Source organism: Bacteroides sp. AM16-13 (assembly GCF_003602705.1).
GTDB lineage: Bacteria > Bacteroidota > Bacteroidia > Bacteroidales > Bacteroidaceae > Bacteroides > Bacteroides xylanisolvens.
In genome coordinates this window covers 39,820-58,588 of sequence record NZ_QTLK01000033.1, presented here as the reverse complement: position 1 = coordinate 58,588, position 18,769 = coordinate 39,820, and the positions used below count along the sequence as shown (strand labels likewise).

Below are 18,769 nucleotides of genomic sequence, written 5' to 3'. Positions count from 1 at the left end.
GTGTTTATTTACATGGCAACCTGCTGTGACAGCAGTTTTTGAAGTTTACCGTTTAATGTTTGGCACATGGCACCATTTCCCATTGCTTGATAACGTTTAATACGGTACTGTAACATCATAATTTTTTCATTTGCATTCTTTTTCATAATTTGTTTCCTCTTTTTTTGCCCTCCACGTTTTGAAGAGCGGTTTTACATCTTGTTTTCTCTAATAACACTGCAAAGATACAAATTGTTTTCGAATTATATGCTGTAAAACATAAAAATCTTCTTTTCCTTTTGAATTTTCTTTTTATAAGGGTTCGAACACGGTCTATATTACAAACCTGTTACAAAATTCCCGGATTTTCCCATCAATGACAATATTATTCTTATCTATCACATTTTTATGTACTTATCTAGGTATTCAGAAAATATTCTTCTATTTTTGTCAGTCAGCAACCTTATTAATAGAATAAACCAAACACTTATATGAAAACATTCACCCATCTTTTGTGCGTCCTGATTTTGTCGATTGTACTGTTTGCTTGTAACAATGTTCACTTCCTCAAAGAAGAATCCTACCGGAATCAAGTAGCTCAAGACTTTGAGCAGAAAAAACAGGCACTTCCTCATGGAGATTTATTTGCAATCTTTGGTGATTCCGCTCTGTCAGTGTACGAGCGCGAAGCATTGATGTTTCTCTACGCTTATATGCCGATAGGGGATGTGACGGACTATCCGGGAGATTATTACTTGGAGAATGTCCGGCTGTCGAAGCAGACACGTGGCGAGATGCCTTGGGGCAAAGAGATTCCCGATGAAGTGTTCCGTCATTTTGTTCTGCCGATCCGGGTGAATAACGAGAATCTGGATGATTCCCGTCGTGTGTTTTATGATGAACTAAAAGACAGGGTGAAGGGACTGCCGATGAAAGACGCGATATTAGAGGTGAACCACTGGTGTCACGAGAAAGTGGTCTATCGTCCGAGTGATGCGCGCACCAGCTCACCATTGGCATCTGTCAAAACAGCGTATGGACGTTGTGGCGAAGAGTCTACATTTACGGTGGCTGCGCTCCGGGCAGTCGGTATTCCGGCACGGCAAGTGTATACGCCCCGCTGGGCGCATACGGATGACAATCATGCTTGGGTGGAAGCATGGGCGGATGGACATTGGTACTTCTTTGGAGCTTGTGAACCGGAACCGGTTTTGAACCTGGGATGGTTTAATTCCCCTGCCAGTCGGGGAATGTTGATGCATACTAAGGTTTTCGGACGTTACAATGGTCCGGAAGAGATTATGCTTGAGACACCCAATTACACAGAAATTAATGTGATTGATAATTATGCCCCTACTGCCAAAGCTATCGTAACGGTGACGGATGCCGACGGTCAACCGGTAGCAGATGCCAAAGTCGAATTTAAGATATACAATTATGCGGAGTTCTATACAGTAGCCACGAAATATACAGATGCAGAGGGGAAAGCCAGCCTGACTGCCGGTAAAGGAGATATGTTGGTTTGGGCATCCCGCAACGGACAATTTGGTTATGCCAAAATCTCATTTGGAAAAGATGATGCATTGCAACTCTCTTTAAATAGGAAAGAAGGTGAAGCCTATTCCTTGCCAATGGATCTTGTACCTCCGGTGGAAGGAGCGAATATTCCCGAAGTCACTCCCGAACAACGGGCGGAAAATGATCGGCGGATGGCGCAGGAAGATTCAATCCGCAATGCGTATGTAGCAACAATGATGACGGAAAAACAGGCCAAAGAGTGGATAGATCAACTATATGGAAATACCTTACAATCGGAAAAGAAAGAAAAATTAGTAAACTTCCTGGTTGCTTCGCGAGGAAACCACCAAACCTTGAAAGACTTCCTTTCAGCTATCCGAAAAGAGAAAGACGCTATTTCATGGGAAGAAATACGGGCTATATGGATATTAGAGAGTCTTTCGGCTAAAGATCTCCGTGATGTAACTCTGGATGTATTGAATGATCATCTGCTGACTAATATCTCGGATTGGGAGAAGATAGAGACTGATTTATTTAAAAGAATGTACCTCAATCCTCCTCGTATAGCCAATGAGATGTTGACTCCTTATAAAAAGGAACTTCGTGAAGCCATTGAAAAAACAGTGTACCAGTCTGTGCCCGATAGCATGAAACGTGATCCCAAAGTATTAATAGAATGGTGTAGAAAAGAGATTAAAATCAATAATGAACTGAATTCTCAACAGATTCCTATCTCTCCGATGGGAGTATGGAAAGCACGGGTGGCTGATGAAAAGTCGCGTGATATATTCTTTGTGGCAGCTTACCGGAGCATGGGATGGGCGTCCGCTGCCTGGATTGATGAAGTGACCGGAAAGGTGCAGATTCTAAATGAAGAATTTGCAAAGGAAGATGTCAACTTCGATACGGCAGAAGCTGCACAGTCTCGAAAGGGAGTATTGCAAGCTACTTATACTCCTATCCGCTCTGTGGAAGATCCTAAATATTATTCGCATTTCACTCTTTCCAAGTTTAAAAACGGCACATTCCAGTTGCTTAATTATGACGAAGGAGAGACGGATATGGGGGATGGAACTACCTGGCGTAATTTATTAAAATATGGGAGAGAGCTTGATGAAGGCTATTATATGATGGTGACCGGAACTCGGTTGGCAAGTGGCGCGGTGCTTTCCAACAGTACATTTTTTACTATAGAACCCGGTAAGACAACCACCGTTGACCTTGTGATGCGTGAAAGCAAAGATCAGGTGCAAGTGATCGGCAATTTTAATTCGGAAGCGACCTATCGTCCGGTTGACAGCACTGAACAACGGAGTATTCTGCAAACCTGTGGACGTGGATATTTTGTAGTAGCTGTGCTTGGAGTGGGGCAGGAACCTACCAATCATGCACTAAGAGATATAGCCGCTTTGGGCAATGACTTCGAACAATGGGGGCGTAAGATGGTCTTTCTTTTCCCTTCGGAAGAACAATACAAGAAATTTAATGCCGACGAATTCAAAGGACTTCCGTCTACCATCACCTACGGTATTGATGTCGATGACAGCATCCGCAAAGAAATTGTACAGGCTATGAATTTAAACAATTCTATTCTGCCGGTGTTTATCATTGCAGATACATTTAATAGGGTAGTCTTTGTTTCTCAAGGATATACAATCGGTTTGGGTGAGCAATTGATGAAAGTTGTACATGGGTTGTAGAAAAGAGGAGGTATGCAATAATCGTTAATTCTTGCCCTTAATGCGTTTTTTCGGAAAAGAATGATTACGTTTGCAGCAAATTATGACTAAGTACATTTTTTGCATATTAGCATGTGCATTTCTGGTATTGGGATTTAGTAATGTTTCCAATAAAGAATTGCAGGGATTTCAGAAAAAAACTGAAACCTCGTCTAATGACATGCGATATGAAGCAGTGTCATGCTGTTGCGTTTCTTCTGCCGGCTTCGACAAGCCAGGTAAAGATTCTCATTCGCAGTTTGTTGACGAGACATCCAATTGCAAAGTTAGTGACTGCATTTTTGACAATATCTCTTTTCCGAGGAGCATTGTTCCTTTCAAGAACCTGAAGTTCAATACCAATACTGTCATTATACAGATATTGAGCTCTCTGAATGTTATGCTTCCGGAGAATCGTTTGGGGCATACCGGCCTTGATGTCAATTACACTAAATATTCGTGTAAGTATTACGTCTATACATTGGCGCATATTCTCATTTAGACTATATTCTTATCTTTGGGTAAGGTGAGGTGCCTATTCAGCTCCTCCATCTACCATCATTTCCTTTATTTATTATCTTAGTTTTATTCATGTTAACATGGAAAACAAAGAATGTATTTCCTATGACTTGGAACAAAGGACGGATATTGATGTGCCTGTCTTTAAGGATTAAAATATTGTGTTCCCGTTGTGAAACGGGAGTTACGTCGTATAAAAGCAAGGATATATACCGAAGTGGTTTCAGGCAAGTGTTATCCGCCGATTGCTTCTATATGGTGATGAGGAAGGCCCAATGGGATTAACTTTCATGTGTGTCTAAATTTTGTAATGGTTTTACCATTGGGCGCCTCTTCTTTTTTTGAATAAGATTATACAACCTAATTTTTTATATTACTATGATTCATTTATTACTATCTACTCTTGCGATGATGGGGCTTACGTTCCTCATCGGTTTTTTTGTCGCTGCGGTCATTAAGTTGATTGCCTATGCGGCCGATTCATTTGATTTTTATAGTTCTCACCGTTTGGAGCTACTCCGTTTGCGACGCTGGCGTCAGCATCGGCAAAAGGTGGAGAGATTAGTCCGACAGATTCCCATTGCAGATGAAGATGCTTTGGGAGATTTCCGTGAAGATTACAGTAAGGGGATCGACAGAAACTTTACTGGCTATTCCGGCTATTATCATGGCGTGAGTCCGGGAGCTTCTGAAAATAATCTGATGAATTATTATTATTCACAGGATACCCGCGAATTCTTTCTTCGGGAAGAAGAGCAGGCACATGTCAATAAGAAGAACTCAAAGAAACTTACTAACAACAAACAATAAAAGAAAACTAATTTATGGAAAATATAGATTTTGCTACCTTGTTTCAAGGTATTGGTACAATGATAGCAAGCGGATGGGTGCTTGCTTCTGCAAGAGTTTTTTTAGTACTTCTCGGTTTGTTACTGATCTATTTAGGCTGGAAAGGTATACTCGAACCGATGGTAATGATTCCGATGGGACTGGGAATGGTAGCTATCAACTGCGGAACCCTCATTATGCCCGACGGTACACTGGGTAATCTCTTTCTCGATCCGATGCTTTCAGATACGGATCAATTAATGAATACTATGCAGATAGATTTCCTGCAACCTGTTTATACCCTGACGTTTAGTAACGGGTTGATAGCTTGTTTTGTCTTTATGGGTATCGGGACGCTTCTGGATGTCGGCTTCCTGCTTCAGAAACCATTTGCAAGTATATTCCTGGCTTTGTGCGCAGAGCTGGGCACTTTCCTGACAGTACCTATTGCTTCTGCTCTTGGTCTGACTCTGAAAGAAAGTGCATCTGTGGCTATGGTGGGTGGAGCCGACGGACCAATGGTGTTGTTTACTTCGTTGGCATTGGCAAAACATCTCTTTGTTCCTATTACGGTGGTTGCCTATCTTTATTTGGGCTTGACGTATGGAGGCTATCCTTACTTGGTAAAACTGTTGGTTCCCAAACGCTTCCGCGCTATTAAGATGGTGACAAAGAAAGCTCCGAAGAATTACGATGCTAAAGTGAAACTGGCTTTCTCTGCTGTTCTTTGTGCTATTCTCTGTTTCTTGTTCCCGGTAGCTTCTCCTTTGTTTTTCTCTTTGTTCCTGGGTGTTGCTGTTCGTGAGTCGGGTATGAAACATATCTATGATTTTGTGAGTGGTCCGTTGCTTTATGGTTCCACTTTTATGTTGGGCGTACTGCTCGGTGTACTTTGTGATGCACATCTGTTGCTCGATCCGAAGATTTTGAAACTACTAGTATTAGGTATTGTTGCATTATTACTTTCCGGTATCGGAGGAATAATCGGAGGATATATCATGTATATTATTAAACGGGGTAATTACAATCCGGTAATCGGTATTGCAGCTGTTAGCTGTGTACCCACTACCGCGAAGGTTGCACAAAAGATTGTAAGCAAAGATAATCCGGACTCATTTGTTCTGGGAGATGCCTTGGGAGCTAATATCTCGGGCGTAATTACTTCGGCTATTATTACTGGTATTTATATTACGATAATTCCATATTTATAAATAAAAGTATAACAGTTTCTTGAGATACTGTTAGTAATGATGCAAAAAAGAAATGGTGAACAAAAGGCTTAAAAGCTGTATGTTCACCATTTCTGTCTTGTATTAGTACTATTATGAGACGATATCTCATCCCTTGCTGCCATATTTATCCATGTAAAGCGGCATCAATCGTTTCTTTTACTCTTCGTATGGAAGTTACATTTCGTTCGTAGTCGTTGATGTGTACCGTGCCTCCCATAGAGACGGCTTCATTTCTGAATTTCATCTCACTTTGAATGTTTTCACGTGCCGAGAAATGAAACTCGTTGATTCCGGTTTCTGCGGCAATGCGTGCGATATTATTTTCATTTACTCCGCATCCGGCGAGTAATGTGATTCTTCCGGCAGCCTGTTTCTGTAACTCTTTTAAAAGGGGGATTCCCTGTTCAGCCGTAGGTTGCTGGCCGGAAGTCAGAATACGGTTACATCCCAGTTTGATGATCTGTTCCAATGCTCTCTGCGGGTTACGGCATACATCAAATGCCCGGTGAAAAGTCACAGATAGCCCTTGAGCAGCTTCCATTAGTTTCTGCATTGCTGGCAAGTCTACTTCACCCTCTGCTGTCAGGCAACCGAATACCACTCCGTCTGCCCCTAATTTCCGTGCAATTTCAATATCTTTCAGCATTGTCCGGATTTCGATATCCGAATACAGAAAATCTCCTCCACGAGGCCGGATAATAACGTGCAGGCGGGTATGAGTCAGTACTTCCCTTGCGATGGCGATCTCACCATAGGAGGGCGTTGTTCCACCTTCCGGTATTCCGGCACACAGTTCCACACGGTCTGCACCACCTTTCTGTGCGGCCAGGCAACTTTCCACTGAATTGGTACAAATCTCAAATTGATACTTTCCCATAGTCGTGTATTAAAAAAGGGCGAATTTCTTCGCCCTTATATGAATCTTCTTTTGAATCGTTACGTTATTTAGCGAAACTTACCGCACGTGTTTCACGGATGACGGTAATCTTCACTTGTCCCGGGTAAGTCATTTCATCCTGGATCTTCTTGGCGATTTCACCTGACAGGCTTTCTGTCTGCTTGTCGTCAATCTTATCTGCACCAACGATAACGCGGAGTTCGCGTCCTGCCTGGATAGCATACGTCTTTGTTACACCCGGATAAGCCATTGCTAGCTGTTCGAGATCGTTCAGACGCTTGATATAAGCCTCTACGATTTCGCGGCGTGCCCCCGGACGTGCACCGGAGATGGCATCACATACTTGTACGATAGGAGCCAGCAGACTGGTCATTTCTGTTTCGTCATGGTGAGCACCGATAGCGTTGCAGATATCCGGTTTTTCTTTGTATTTCTCGGCAAGTTTCATACCCAGCAATGCGTGTGGCAATTCTGGTTCTTCATCAGGCACTTTACCAATATCATGCAGCAAACCTGCACGTTTTGCTTTCTTCGGGTTCAGTCCCAGTTCTGATGCCATCACAGCACAAAGATTGGCTGTTTCGCGTGCATGCTGCAACAAGTTCTGACCGTATGAAGAACGATATTTCATCTTACCGATGATACGGATCAATTCAGGATGCAGACCGTGGATACCCAAGTCGATGGTCGTACGTTTACCCGTTTCGATAATTTCTTCTTCCACCTGTTTGCGTACTTTAGCTACCACCTCTTCGATACGGGCCGGATGGATACGTCCGTCAGTCACAAGCTGATGCAGGGCCAAACGGGCAATTTCACGGCGAACCGGGTCGAAGGCAGAAAGAACGATTGCTTCCGGAGTATCGTCTACAACGATTTCAACACCGGTAGCAGCTTCCAGAGCACGGATATTACGTCCTTCACGTCCGATAATACGTCCTTTGATTTCATCCGATTCGATATGGAATACTGTAACAGAGTTTTCAATGGCAGTTTCCGTAGCCACCCGTTGGATAGACTGGATAACGATACGTTTAGCTTCTTTGCTGGCAGTTAATTTAGCATCATCCATAATGTCGTTGATGAATGATTGTGCCTGCGTTTTAGCTTCTTCCTTCAGTGATTCTACCAGGCGTTCTTTGGCTTCTTCGGCAGACAATCCGGAGATTGCTTCCAGTTTATCGATTTCCTGCTGTTGCAGTTTATCGAGTTCTTCTTTTTTCTTGTCAACAATCACAAGTTGCGCTTCCAGGTTCTCTTTTACCGCTTCGGCTTCCATCTTTTTACGTTGGATTTCTTCCTGACGCTGGCTAAGTACCATTTCACGTTGCTTCAACTTGTTTTCCGCTTGCTGAATCTTCTGATTCCGCAATGCTACCTCCTTTTCAAGGTCCGCTTTCTTATTCAGGAATTTCTCCTTCACTTCCAGCAGCTTGTTTTTCTTAATTACTTCCGCTTCCGTCTCCGCTTCTTTCAGGACATTATCGTATTTGGATTTCAGTACATACCGGAATAGTATATATGAAAGGACTCCTCCTACGATGAAGCAAGCAATTGCTGTTGCTATTATTGCTATCATTCTACATTTAATTTAAGTATATAAATAAAAACGCACCGCCAAATATCAAAGCAATTATTTTTGCTTGGATATTGTGCAGTGCGTGGTTGTTTTATCTCTTATCAGCGAATAGCCGGTCGGGGATTTATTCTTCCTTAAAATAATCCTCCAGCAATTCTGTCAGTTCTTTTACCTTCTCCACATAGGGGCTGGTATCATTACGTTGCATCAATTGCAGTCTCTCTAACGAGAACTGATAGGCTACCATGGCAATAATTTTTTCGGGTTCCAGATTTTTATAGACTTCCCGATACTTATTAAGCCTGATATTTACCTGCTTGGCGGCTTCCCGTACCATTTGTTCTTCCTCACGGTTGATGGTTAACGGGTAGTTTGAGTCTGCTATCTGCAGGTTTATCTTTATTTTATCGTTCATACATCTTCTTCTTATTCATTCAACAAAGCGATGCATTTATCGACTTCACGCACTAATTTTGACAATCGCAGCTTCGTCTCTTTTACGTCGCTGCCGTTAAGGCTGATTGCCGTAGCTGTTTTTAGGTTTGTATAGCTGACTTCCAATTCATCGTATTGAGCTTGTACCTTCTCGTTTTTCAGCTTTTCATTTTCGAGAAGCTTCTTCAACTCGGCATTTTCACGCTTAAGTTCATCGTGCAAATAAATCAAATGCCGTAGTTGCGTTTCAAAGGAATTCAATAACTTTTTTTCTTCTTCTGTCATCACTACACCAAAATTGTACACAAAAATACGATTAACTCTGATATTACAAAAACTTTTCGGGAGAAAATGTTCTTTTTCGTCTAAATTAGCTATGAACGGAGGGGAAAGTAGAGTATTGCATAGGAAGCAAATACAGACTGCTTATAATATTATGGTATATTTTAAATTAATGCGAATTAGTAATTGAAAATGAATTGTCATTCATTTTTGTACGATTCTGAATCATTACAAAATCGATTAAATTTTTCTACTGGGTATTTATTTTCAATCTTTCTATTTCTTCTTTCACCTTTTCTCTGTCTCTTCGATGAATAAGGAGTTTGCGGGTGAAGAGTAACAATTTCACCATCTCTTCACCTGTAGCGAGTAGTTTTAAAAATAGTTTCAAGGCTTGAAACAATCTGTTTCACACCGAGAAACACTTCGTTTCGCTACTTGAAACAAAGTGTTTCCCGCCTTGAAACTTTTAGTTTCAAACAAGGTTGAAACTAATTACGAAATAGCTTTACTAATTTTACTCAATGGTGGAATCTGGAGGCTGCAATTTGATTTGATTCACGATGAAGAGCAGGTGAAGGGGCGGCTATTCACCTACAAACTGCTTGTTTATCGGCCATACAGAAGAAAAGTGAAGGAGCTGGAAGAATTGGACGTATTATAGAGAAAGAGCATTGAATGATTCAAAACTATATAAATCTGAATTCTTCTTTTTTGTTGGTATCGTATAAGATTACTATTCAGCAAACTTTTTAACTTCGGTATGTTTTTCAGGAAAGTATTAAGATATAATATCTGGTAGATAAGTCATTAATATACCTCCAAACGTGGCGTCGATGCACGCATTTTGATTTCCGCATCCAACACGATTGAATGATTGGGAGATGCCGGATCTTTGATTTTCTCTAAAATAAGTTCGGCAGCTTTTTTTCCCATCTGGTACAAAGGCGGTTCTACTGTAGTCAATTTGGGATAGACTATGTTGGAAAGTTCAGTTCCTGAAAAACTGGCTACGGCGATTTCTTCGGGTATTTTTTTTCCAAGTTCCCTTAATCTGTTCATAGCTCCAATGGCCAATGTTTCCGTAAAAGCGAAAATAGCATTGAAAGGAATATTTCTTTCCACTAATATATCCGCTGCTTTTTTCCCTTCTTCAAAAGTCATACCGGTTTTTATCAGCATATTATTCTTATCAAAAGGAATCCCGAATTTAGCCAAAGCGTCTTTGTATCCTCTGACACGTTCTATGGAGTTGTAAATATCGTCCGGTCCCTGTATATGAACAATCTGTTTGCGTCCGCTTCGGATCAGACTTTCTACGAGAAAGAATGACTTCATATAATCGTCCACTATTACCTGCGGAACTTCAAGTCCATAGGGAATACGATCATAGAACACCATAGGCATTCCCGCTTGCTGCAAACGAGCATATTCCTCCTTATTCCTTTTATAACTGCAAAGACAGATGATGATGCCATCCACCATGAATCCTTCCATCAGTTGCAGGTTCTCTTTTTCTTTTTCCGGATCTCCTCCCGACTCTGCAATAATCACCTTTATATTTTTGGTGTGAAGCACTTCTTGTATGCCGTTTATTACTCGTGAAGCAAACGGCGTAACCATTTCAGGAACGATCACCCCCACGGTATTGGTATGTCCGTATTTAAGGTTGATTGCTACAGGGTTTGGTCTATATCCCAATCTTTTAGCTGCTTCTATCACCTTTTCTTTCGTTTCTTTACGGATATTCTTGTCATCCCCCAATGCACGAGATACAGTGGAGACGGATATTGACAAATGTCGAGCGATGTCTTTTATGGTTATATACTTCATGCTGAATGATTGTTTAAATCAAAGCAAAGATATTGATTTCAAACAATAAATCCTAATATTGGAGTAAAATACGAATCCCATTTGCCTTTGTGTAATGCTTTTGTAACGTTTGCAGATTTTGGGAACGTTCCCGCAATCGTTTGCAGGCAAAAGAGTTAGGAAAAAACTTTTTTTCAAGCTCTTGTTCTTTATCTTTGCTACATCAACATGATGTCGAACTAAAGAAAAAGAACTATGAAAACACACCTCTTTTCTTATAAGTGCGGTCGAAAGCACATCAAAGTTTACCATCTATTTGAATTGGTAATAATTAAAGGATAAAAAACGGTCATGGACAAGAAAGTACGAAGTATAGAAATTTCGAAACGGGTTCCAATTGTGGGCAACTATGATGTAGTTGTCTGCGGTGGCGGACCAGCTGGTTTCATTGCGGCCATTGCGGCTGCTCGCAGTGGTGCGAAAACTGCTGTTGTGGAACAATATGGGTTTTTAGGTGGAATGGCTACAATGGGGCTTGTTACTCCTTTGAGTGTTTTCACCTATAATAGTGAAAAGGTGATAGGCGGTATTCCATGGGAATTTATCGAACGGCTGGAGAAGATGGGAGGCTGTATCATTGAGAAACCTCTTGGCAATGTAGCTTTTGATCCGGAGCTTTACAAGCTTTTATGCCAGCAAATGATGCTGGAAGCCGGCGTGGATATGTATATGCACTCTTACTTAAGCGGTTGTCAGGCAAAAGACGGCAAAATATCCTGTATCCTCTTTGAGAATAAGAATGGGACAGAGGCCATTAGTGCCGATATGTATATCGACTGCACTGGGGATGGTGACCTTGCCGCTATGGCGGGTGTTCCGATGCAAACAGATGAATGTAAACCGCTGCAACCTCTTTCCACTTATTTTATATTAGGCGGTGTGGATACAGATTCGCCCATGATAATTGATGCCATGCACCATAATAAACAAGGGCAGAATTGTCATTGCATTGCAGTTCGTGAGAAACTTTTGGCAATGAAAGAGAAGCTTGGTATCCCCGAATTCGGAGGTCCTTGGTTTTGCACCACTCTTCGTCCGGGCGAAGTAACGGTTAATATGACCCGTACTGCAGGAAATGCCATTGATAATAGAAATTTTACCGCAGCGGAATGTCGCTTACGGGAAGACGTATTTAAAATAGCACGAATCTTTAAAGAGAACTTTGAAGAGTTTAAAAACAGTTATGTGACGACCGTCGCCGTACATGCCGGTATTCGTGAGACACGTCGTATCAAAGGTGTACATACCATTACAGCAGAAGAATATGTGAATGCTTATAAATATCCTGATAGCATATCACGCGGCGCACATCCTATAGATATCCATGTCGCTGCAGGTGCGGAACAGAGCGTAACTTTCCTTAAAAAAGCGGCGTATGTACCTTATCGCGCTCTTATAGCTGAAGATTTCCCGAATCTGCTCGTAGCAGGGCGCTGTATTAGTGCTGATAAGACTTCCTTTGCGTCACTTCGCGTTCAGGCAAGTTGTATGGGGGTAGGACAAGCCGCAGGAGTAGCAGCCGCACAATGTATAAAGGCAGGTGTGACCGTACAAAAGGCTGATATTCACAATCTCATAGAGGAATTGAAGAAACTTGGAGCAATTATATAAAGAAGAACCAGAATATGGAACAGTTAGATTATATTATTATTTTACTCTACTTTCTCGGACTGATTGCCGTGAGTGTTGTGATGTCCCGGAAAATCAAAAACTCCGAAGATATGTTTATTGCCGGGCGAAATTCTTCGTGGTGGCTGTCGGGAGTCTCTTCCTACATGACTATCTTCTCGGCAAGTACCTTTGTCGTTTGGGGAGGCGTTGCTTATAAATCGGGACTTGTTGCGGTAGTTGTTGCACTTTGTCTTGGCGTAGCATCGTTTATTGTCGGTAAATGGATCTCGGGCAAATGGAGGGAGCTACGTATTAAATCTCCGGGGGAGTTCCTTACCATCCGGTTCGGACACCGCACGGTAAGTTTTTATACGATTTCAGGAATTATAGCCCGTGCGGTGCATACGGCAGTGTCTCTGTATGCGGTAGCGGTTGTGATGTGTGCATTAATCAAAGTCGATGGTGGCAGTATTTTTGCAAGTACAGGTATGATGGGCGATTCACCGATGGGTTACCTAAGTATTTGGTGGGCGCTTCTTATCCTTGGTGCCATCGCTCTTGGATACACCATTGCCGGAGGATTTCTTGCGGTACTAATGACTGATGTAATTCAGTTCGGAGTACTTCTGGCCGTGGTTGTATTTATGATACCTCTTTCATTTAACGCAGTTGGAGGCGTAAGTGCATTTATTGATAAGGCCAGTGAGATACCGGGATTCTTCTCGGGCACATCTCCGACCTATACGTGGGGGTGGCTTTTACTGTGGATATTTCTCAATGTGTCCATGATTGGCGGTGACTGGCCGTTTGTACAGCGATACATAAGCGTGCCTACTGCAAGAGACGCAAAAAAGAGTACTTATTTAATCGGACTTCTTTATATCGTCACTCCTCTCATCTGGTATCTTCCTACCATGATTTATCGTGTGATGGAACCCGGACTTGCGCTTGATTTGGATGCAACCACAATGACTTTCAACGGCGAACACGCTTATGTGAATATGAGCAAACTCGTGCTTATGAAAGGAATGGTCGGCATGATGTTGGCAGCGATGCTATCGGCTACATTGAGTAATGTTTCGGGCATTTTGAATGTATATGCCAATGTATATACCTATGATATTTGGGGACACAAAGAGAAAAACCGTCAGGCAGATGAGAAAAAGCGTATCAAGGTAGGACGTCTCTTCACATTTGTCTTTGGACTTGTGATAATTGCCCTGTCAATGCTCATTCCTTTTGCCGGAGGTGCCGAAAAGGTGGTAGTAACCCTTCTTACTATGGTGATGTGTCCTTTATATATTCCGTCGATATGGGGACTGTTCTCGAAGCGGCTGACAGGCAACCAACTTATTTCTGCAATGATTCTTACCTGGCTCGTTGGTATTATGGCTCGCGTCATAATTCCCGCCTCCGTTATTAGTCCAAGCCTTATAGAGTCAGTTGCCGGTTGTGTACTTCCTGTACTTATCCTTGCAATCATGGAAGTTTGGTCGGCACGTAAAAAGTATGAAGATAATGGTTATCAAGCCATTTGTGAATATACTGATCCTGAAGCCGATCGCGAACCGACATTAAAGGAGAAAAAAGCGGTATTAATCTATTCGCATTTGGCTGTTAACTGCTTCTGTATTACCATTGGTGTCGTTGCGCTCTTACTGATAGGTCTGCTTATTGCTGGCGATCCGAAGACTCTTGCGGTCAAAGGAATTGTGATAGGAAGTATCGTACTGATGATTGCCATGATACTTGCTTATGTGATATACAGAATTATATATGCAAGACGTCTGAAAATGTCTAGCTAGTCAATTATTAATAACCCTAAATACTAATCAAATGAATCTAAAGATGTTATTGTTTGCAAGTGTGTCGCTTGTGCTTTTTGCATCTTGTCATAACTCGGATGAACCGTATATGACACTCGCGACAAAGACACTTGATGTAGAAGCAGAAGGTGGGCTTTTCACTGTTGACCTTTCATCTAATGTCTATTACAGAGTCAATAACGATTGCCAGACCGATGGAAGCGATAGCCATTGGGCAGTTGTTGATTCGCATGAGACACAAGGTGAGATTACTAAGTTTACAATCAAAGTCTCTGAAAATTCGTCGACTAGTTCACGTGTCGGTGCCATTCGTTTCATTGGCGATGATGTAACTCCTCTAAAGCTGGTTATTACCCAAAAGATGATTGTTCCGAAAGGTATCAGTCCTATCACCGAATCGATTGACGCAACTACAACAGAATCTTCGTTCAAAGTCTTTGGAGATAAAGAGTGGAAGGCTGTGTGTACAGATGCGGATGTGACCGTTTCTCCTGCAAATGGGGTAGGCGAATGTGATATTAAACTTACTTTCCCGGAGAACAAGACATTTGCCAAAAGGACAATTAAAGTAACGGTAACCATCCAGGATGATACAGACTATACCTATACTCTTGTACAAGATGCTTTCTCGGGCATTTTGGCTGATTGGGACTTGAAGAGTTTAACTGCCAACACAAGTGGAACATTTGCTGATGATGAGGCACAGTCTGTATTCCCGGGAACCAATGGCAAGTATCTTGCTCCGAGTGCCGGAAGTGGTAAGATTGAGTATTGGGCATGTGACCGGACAGGTTATGTAGCGCAGACTGCCGTATGCAGCCGTGCCGTAGGTGGTAATGGTGACCCGTATGTATCAGGAGCTATTCCGGGTGATTATTGGTATGTCTATGGGGATATGAAAGGTACGACCATTCCTGCCGGTACCAAGATACACTTCTATTTTGTGACCAAATTAGGAACGATGTGTTCCAACTACTGGATGATCGAGTTCAAGGATGGAGAAGAATGGAAACCGGCTCTTCCGACTTCGACTCTTCAGGAAAGTGCGACAGAGACACTGTCGGGTGCACCTATCAATTATTCGGCAACTATTACCTACAACTTTGCGGGAATGTTGCTCGATGAAAAAAACAATGGCGCATATATCCCTGCCGAAGGAATATTTACCACGACTAAGGATATGGATGAGATTGTGTTAAGATTTGGACAGGCAGGCCGTCTATGTCTTAATGGCGCCAAATTCGCTGGAAAGTATATAGACTGTACACACGCAAGCGGCCAGACACGTTTTTCAGCGCAACATCCGAGTAACCCTGAAACAGGTGAGGCAATCAGAGAATATAACGAACATGTATTGCTTGAAATCGTAGAATAAATAGTATGAAAAAAAGTATATTAAGCCTGTTATTGGCATGTTTCCTGCAAATCAATCTGGCTTTTGCACAGAATGTAATGAAGGGTGTCGTTAGCGATGCCAATGGTCCTCTTGTCGGAGTGGTGATCCACGATAAAGACAATGCAAAAGGTACTACCTCCGATATGTCGGGAAAGTATGCGCTCAATGGCGCTGAATCAGGCCATACAATAGAATTCCGTTATCTTGGTTATGTGACCGAGACTGTGGTATGGGATGGTAAAAGTGTAGTAAATATAAAACTTAAAGAGGATGCTGTACAACTTGAAGAGACGGTTGTTATCGGTTATGGATCTGTAAAGAAGAAAGATCTTACAGGTGCGGTCGGTGTAATCAACAGTTCGCTTATTGAGAAACAGAGTACGTCTCAACTTTCACAATCTTTGCAAGGACTGATTCCGGGACTGACGGTTACCCGTTCGAGCAGTATGCCGGGAGCGAGTGCTACGGTTCAGGTGCGTGGTGTGACAACAATGTCTGATTCGAGTCCGCTTATCCTTGTCGATGGTATGATGGTCAGTAGCCTCGATAATATAGCAAGCGAAGACGTACAGCAGATTACTGTACTTAAAGATGCGGCTTCTGCATCCATCTATGGTGCCCGTGCTGCTGCCGGTGTTATCTTGATAACGACTAAGGAGGCAACCGAGGGACAGCTTTCGATCGGTTATAACGGAGAGATTTCGTTGTCTTCTCCTACCGAATTTCCGAAATTCCTGACCGACCCTTATCACTACATGACAATGTATAACGAATGGTCGTGGAACGATGCCGGTAATCCTGCGGGAGGCGAGTTTGCCAACTATTCACAGGACTACATCGACAACTATGCTACCAACAACAGGTATGATCCCATTCAATATCCTATCTATGATTGGAAAGACGCTATTCTTTCGAATACTGCTATGCGCCATAAGCACAACTTGACCATGACGTATGGCAACAAGGTAATCAAGAGCCACACTTCCGCTACCTACGAAAATGCCGACGCTATCTATAAAGGTTCAAACCACGAAAGAATCTCTATCCGTTCGCGTAATAATCTGAAGATTAGTGATAAGCTCTCCGGTTCTATCGATTTCTCGGTACGTTATGCCACGAAAAATGATCCGACTTCCGGTAGTCCGATTCGTGCAGCTTATATGTATCCTTCCATTTATTTAGGACTTTATCCGGACGGCCGTGTTGGTCCCGGTAAAGACGGCAGTCTTAGCAATACGCTTGCCGCCTTATTGGAAGGCGGAGAGAAGAAGACCGTATCCAACACAATGACCGGTAAATTCTCGTTGAGCTATAAGCCCATAAAAGATTTGACCCTTACTGCCAATCTGACTCCTACCGTCGGAACTGTTTCGATCAAGGAGATGAAGAAAGCCATACCTGTTTACGATGCATACGAAACCGATGTTATGCTGGGATATGTTTCGGGATATACTTCCAATTCGTTAAGTGAAGAACGCCGTAACATCAAATCATTGGAGAAACAATTCATCGCTACATACGACAAGACCTTTAGCAAGGTACATAACTTCAATGCCATGGTCGGTTATGAAGATTATAGTTATACGTATGAAACGATGTCGGGATCGACCAACGATATGTCTTTGTCTTCTTTCCCTTATCTTGATTTGGCGAACAAGAATGCTCTTGCCGTAGCCGGCAATTCTTATCAGAATGCATACCGTTCATTTTTTGGCCGTGTCATGTATAATTACGACAGCCGTTACTACCTCCAGCTCAATGCTCGTGAAGACGGATCTTCACGTTTTCATAAGGATCACCGTTGGGGATTCTTCCCGTCCGCATCGGTGGGGTGGGTCATCTCTAACGAGAAGTTCATGCAAAACATAACCCCGATAAACTATCTGAAGTTCCGTGCCTCTATCGGTACGCTCGGTAACGAGCGGATTGGAAATTATCCTTATCAGACATACATTTCGTTCAATAATGCCATTATGTATGACAGTGCAGGTTCTACGCCCCAATCTTCGATGTCTGCCGCTCAACAGGATTATGCGTATGAGAATATCCATTGGGAGAAAACACAGAGCTGGGATATAGGTGTGGATGCCGCTTTCTTTAACAATCGTCTTGACTTTAGCGCAGACTATTATTATAAGAAGACAACAGATATGCTCTTGTCAGTGGCAATCCCGTCGTTTACAGGTTATTCGGCACCTGACAGGAATGTAGGTAAAATGCATACCCGCGGTTGGGAAGTGAAACTCGGCTGGTCTGACCGTATCGGAGATGTAAATTATGCGGTAAGTTTTAATATCTCTGATTACAAGTCTATAATAGATAATCTTAACGGCAAGCAGCAGTTTAACAGCGATGGTACCATTATTACTGAAGGTGCAGAATATAACTCCTGGTACGGATATAAAACTGCAGGTTTGTTCCAGACCGCAGAGGAAGTCAGTGAAAGCGCTCTGCTTTCGGCTTCTACCAAACCGGGTGATGTGAAATATGTAGATGTCAGCGGTCCGGACGGCACTCCTGATGGAATTATCAATGAGACATACGACCGCGTAGTGCTTGGCAGCTCATTGCCACACTATCTATATGGAGGTTCTATTAGTTTGGGCTGGAAAGGTCTCTCTTTCTCCTTACTCTTCAATGGTGTCGGGAAACAACTTTCACGCCTCACCGAGAGTATGATTCGCCCCATGCAGGGACAATGGCTTCCGGCTCCGTCAGTCCTTCTGAACGACAATGGCAGCCGTAATTATTGGAGTGTATATAACACTGCAGAGCAGAACGCGGCAGCCAGCTATCCCCGTTTGAGTCATCAGGGCGGTGAATACAACAACTACAAAATGTCGGATTACTGGCTCAAGAGTAGTGCCTATATGCGTATAAAGAATATCAACGTTGGCTATACAGTTCCTAAAAAAATCGTCTCTAAAGTCGGAATCAAGGGACTTCGGGTGTACGTCAATATCGATGATCCATACTGCTTTGATAGTTATCTTTCGGGATGGGACCCTGAAGCAGGCGCTTCTACCTATATCACACGCACTTATACATTTGGAGTGGATATCAAATTCTAATGGAG

15 protein-coding genes are annotated in these 18,769 nt (G+C 42.5%); 9 read left to right on the top strand and 6 right to left on the bottom strand.

Features of this window, described 5'->3' with window-relative positions; genetic code table 11:
* Positions 1 to 8: 8 nt before the first annotated feature.
* Positions 9 to 146: a hypothetical protein gene (locus DW173_RS24015; protein WP_004301914.1), complete on the bottom strand. Its 138-nt coding sequence runs from the start codon at positions 144 to 146 to the stop codon at positions 9 to 11.
* A 324-nt stretch (positions 147 to 470) separates the two neighbouring features.
* Here DW173_RS24015 and DW173_RS21140 point away from each other — a divergent pair, with 324 nt between their 5' ends.
* The 4 genes from DW173_RS21140 (at position 471) to DW173_RS21125 (ending at position 5,773) form a co-directional block, all read left to right on the top strand.
* Entirely contained in the window at positions 471 to 3,197 is a 2,727-nt protein-coding gene (locus DW173_RS21140; RefSeq protein WP_087318301.1) for a transglutaminase domain-containing protein, read from the top strand.
* A gap of 82 nt (positions 3,198 to 3,279) precedes the next feature.
* Positions 3,280 to 3,717, top strand: a complete 438-nt coding sequence (locus tag DW173_RS21135; protein ID WP_008775548.1) for a hypothetical protein — start codon at positions 3,280 to 3,282, stop codon at positions 3,715 to 3,717.
* A gap of 395 nt (positions 3,718 to 4,112) precedes the next feature.
* Positions 4,113 to 4,544 carry a hypothetical protein gene (locus DW173_RS21130; protein ID WP_008021027.1) on the top strand — a complete coding sequence of 144 codons (432 nt, stop codon included), beginning with the start codon at positions 4,113 to 4,115 and terminating at the stop codon, positions 4,542 to 4,544.
* A gap of 14 nt (positions 4,545 to 4,558) precedes the next feature.
* Entirely contained in the window at positions 4,559 to 5,773 is a 1,215-nt protein-coding gene (locus tag DW173_RS21125; protein WP_118194612.1) for a sodium ion-translocating decarboxylase subunit beta, read from the top strand.
* A gap of 145 nt (positions 5,774 to 5,918) precedes the next feature.
* On the opposite strand, the gene DW173_RS21120 is transcribed toward DW173_RS21125, so the two are convergent.
* From DW173_RS21120 to DW173_RS21105, 4 genes are all read right to left on the bottom strand, one after another.
* On the bottom strand, positions 5,919 to 6,671 hold the full coding sequence (locus tag DW173_RS21120) for a copper homeostasis protein CutC (protein WP_120145164.1): 753 nt from the start codon (positions 6,669 to 6,671) through the stop codon (positions 5,919 to 5,921).
* Between the two features lie 64 nt (positions 6,672 to 6,735).
* Positions 6,736 to 8,271: a ribonuclease Y gene (rny, locus tag DW173_RS21115; protein ID WP_004313412.1), complete on the bottom strand. Its 1,536-nt coding sequence runs from the start codon at positions 8,269 to 8,271 to the stop codon at positions 6,736 to 6,738.
* Positions 8,272 to 8,395: 124 nt separating this feature from the next.
* Positions 8,396 to 8,686 carry a cell division protein ZapA gene (locus DW173_RS21110; RefSeq protein WP_004304741.1) on the bottom strand — a complete coding sequence of 97 codons (291 nt, stop codon included), beginning with the start codon at positions 8,684 to 8,686 and terminating at the stop codon, positions 8,396 to 8,398.
* Between the two features lie 11 nt (positions 8,687 to 8,697).
* Positions 8,698 to 9,012, bottom strand: coding sequence for a hypothetical protein (locus DW173_RS21105; protein WP_004304743.1), 315 nt, complete (start codon positions 9,010 to 9,012; stop codon positions 8,698 to 8,700).
* A 436-nt stretch (positions 9,013 to 9,448) separates the two neighbouring features.
* On the opposite strand from DW173_RS21105, the gene DW173_RS21100 reads away from it, so the two are divergent.
* Positions 9,449 to 9,652 (top strand): hypothetical protein, encoded by a 204-nt coding sequence (locus DW173_RS21100; protein ID WP_032811806.1) that lies wholly within the window; start codon positions 9,449 to 9,451, stop codon positions 9,650 to 9,652.
* A gap of 146 nt (positions 9,653 to 9,798) precedes the next feature.
* Here the strand turns inward: DW173_RS21100 and DW173_RS21095 are convergent, their stop codons facing one another.
* Positions 9,799 to 10,821 (bottom strand): LacI family DNA-binding transcriptional regulator, encoded by a 1,023-nt coding sequence (locus DW173_RS21095; RefSeq protein ID WP_004313409.1) that lies wholly within the window; start codon positions 10,819 to 10,821, stop codon positions 9,799 to 9,801.
* 330 nt (positions 10,822 to 11,151) lie between these two features.
* Here DW173_RS21095 and DW173_RS21090 point away from each other — a divergent pair, with 330 nt between their 5' ends.
* The 4 genes from DW173_RS21090 to DW173_RS21075 are packed head-to-tail and all read left to right on the top strand — an operon-like array spanning position 11,152 to position 18,764.
* Positions 11,152 to 12,471, top strand: a complete 1,320-nt coding sequence (locus tag DW173_RS21090; RefSeq protein ID WP_055235859.1) for an FAD-dependent oxidoreductase — start codon at positions 11,152 to 11,154, stop codon at positions 12,469 to 12,471.
* Between the two features lie 14 nt (positions 12,472 to 12,485).
* A complete protein-coding gene (locus DW173_RS21085; RefSeq protein ID WP_061447726.1) occupies positions 12,486 to 14,276 on the top strand; it encodes a sodium:solute symporter family protein in 1,791 nt (596 codons plus the stop codon).
* A 31-nt stretch (positions 14,277 to 14,307) separates the two neighbouring features.
* Positions 14,308 to 15,672, top strand: a complete 1,365-nt coding sequence (locus tag DW173_RS21080) for a BACON domain-containing protein (RefSeq protein WP_120145163.1) — start codon at positions 14,308 to 14,310, stop codon at positions 15,670 to 15,672.
* Between the two features lie 5 nt (positions 15,673 to 15,677).
* Positions 15,678 to 18,764, top strand: a complete 3,087-nt coding sequence (locus tag DW173_RS21075) for a SusC/RagA family TonB-linked outer membrane protein (RefSeq protein ID WP_004304773.1) — start codon at positions 15,678 to 15,680, stop codon at positions 18,762 to 18,764.
* The last annotated feature ends 5 nt before the right edge of the window (positions 18,765 to 18,769 follow it).

Coding starts and splice junctions, on each gene's coding strand:
- DW173_RS24015 (WP_004301914.1), bottom strand. CDS start 146: ATGAAAAAGAATGCAAATGAAAAAATTATGATGTTACAGTACCGTATT.
- DW173_RS21140 (WP_087318301.1), top strand. CDS start 471: ATGAAAACATTCACCCATCTTTTGTGCGTCCTGATTTTGTCGATTGTA.
- DW173_RS21135 (WP_008775548.1), top strand. CDS start 3,280: ATGACTAAGTACATTTTTTGCATATTAGCATGTGCATTTCTGGTATTG.
- DW173_RS21130 (WP_008021027.1), top strand. CDS start 4,113: ATGATTCATTTATTACTATCTACTCTTGCGATGATGGGGCTTACGTTC.
- DW173_RS21125 (WP_118194612.1), top strand. CDS start 4,559: ATGGAAAATATAGATTTTGCTACCTTGTTTCAAGGTATTGGTACAATG.
- DW173_RS21120 (WP_120145164.1), bottom strand. CDS start 6,671: ATGGGAAAGTATCAATTTGAGATTTGTACCAATTCAGTGGAAAGTTGC.
- rny (WP_004313412.1), bottom strand. CDS start 8,271: ATGATAGCAATAATAGCAACAGCAATTGCTTGCTTCATCGTAGGAGGA.
- DW173_RS21110 (WP_004304741.1), bottom strand. CDS start 8,686: ATGAACGATAAAATAAAGATAAACCTGCAGATAGCAGACTCAAACTAC.
- DW173_RS21095 (WP_004313409.1), bottom strand. CDS start 10,821: ATGAAGTATATAACCATAAAAGACATCGCTCGACATTTGTCAATATCC.
- DW173_RS21090 (WP_055235859.1), top strand. CDS start 11,152: ATGGACAAGAAAGTACGAAGTATAGAAATTTCGAAACGGGTTCCAATT.
- DW173_RS21085 (WP_061447726.1), top strand. CDS start 12,486: ATGGAACAGTTAGATTATATTATTATTTTACTCTACTTTCTCGGACTG.
- DW173_RS21080 (WP_120145163.1), top strand. CDS start 14,308: ATGAATCTAAAGATGTTATTGTTTGCAAGTGTGTCGCTTGTGCTTTTT.
- DW173_RS21075 (WP_004304773.1), top strand. CDS start 15,678: ATGAAAAAAAGTATATTAAGCCTGTTATTGGCATGTTTCCTGCAAATC.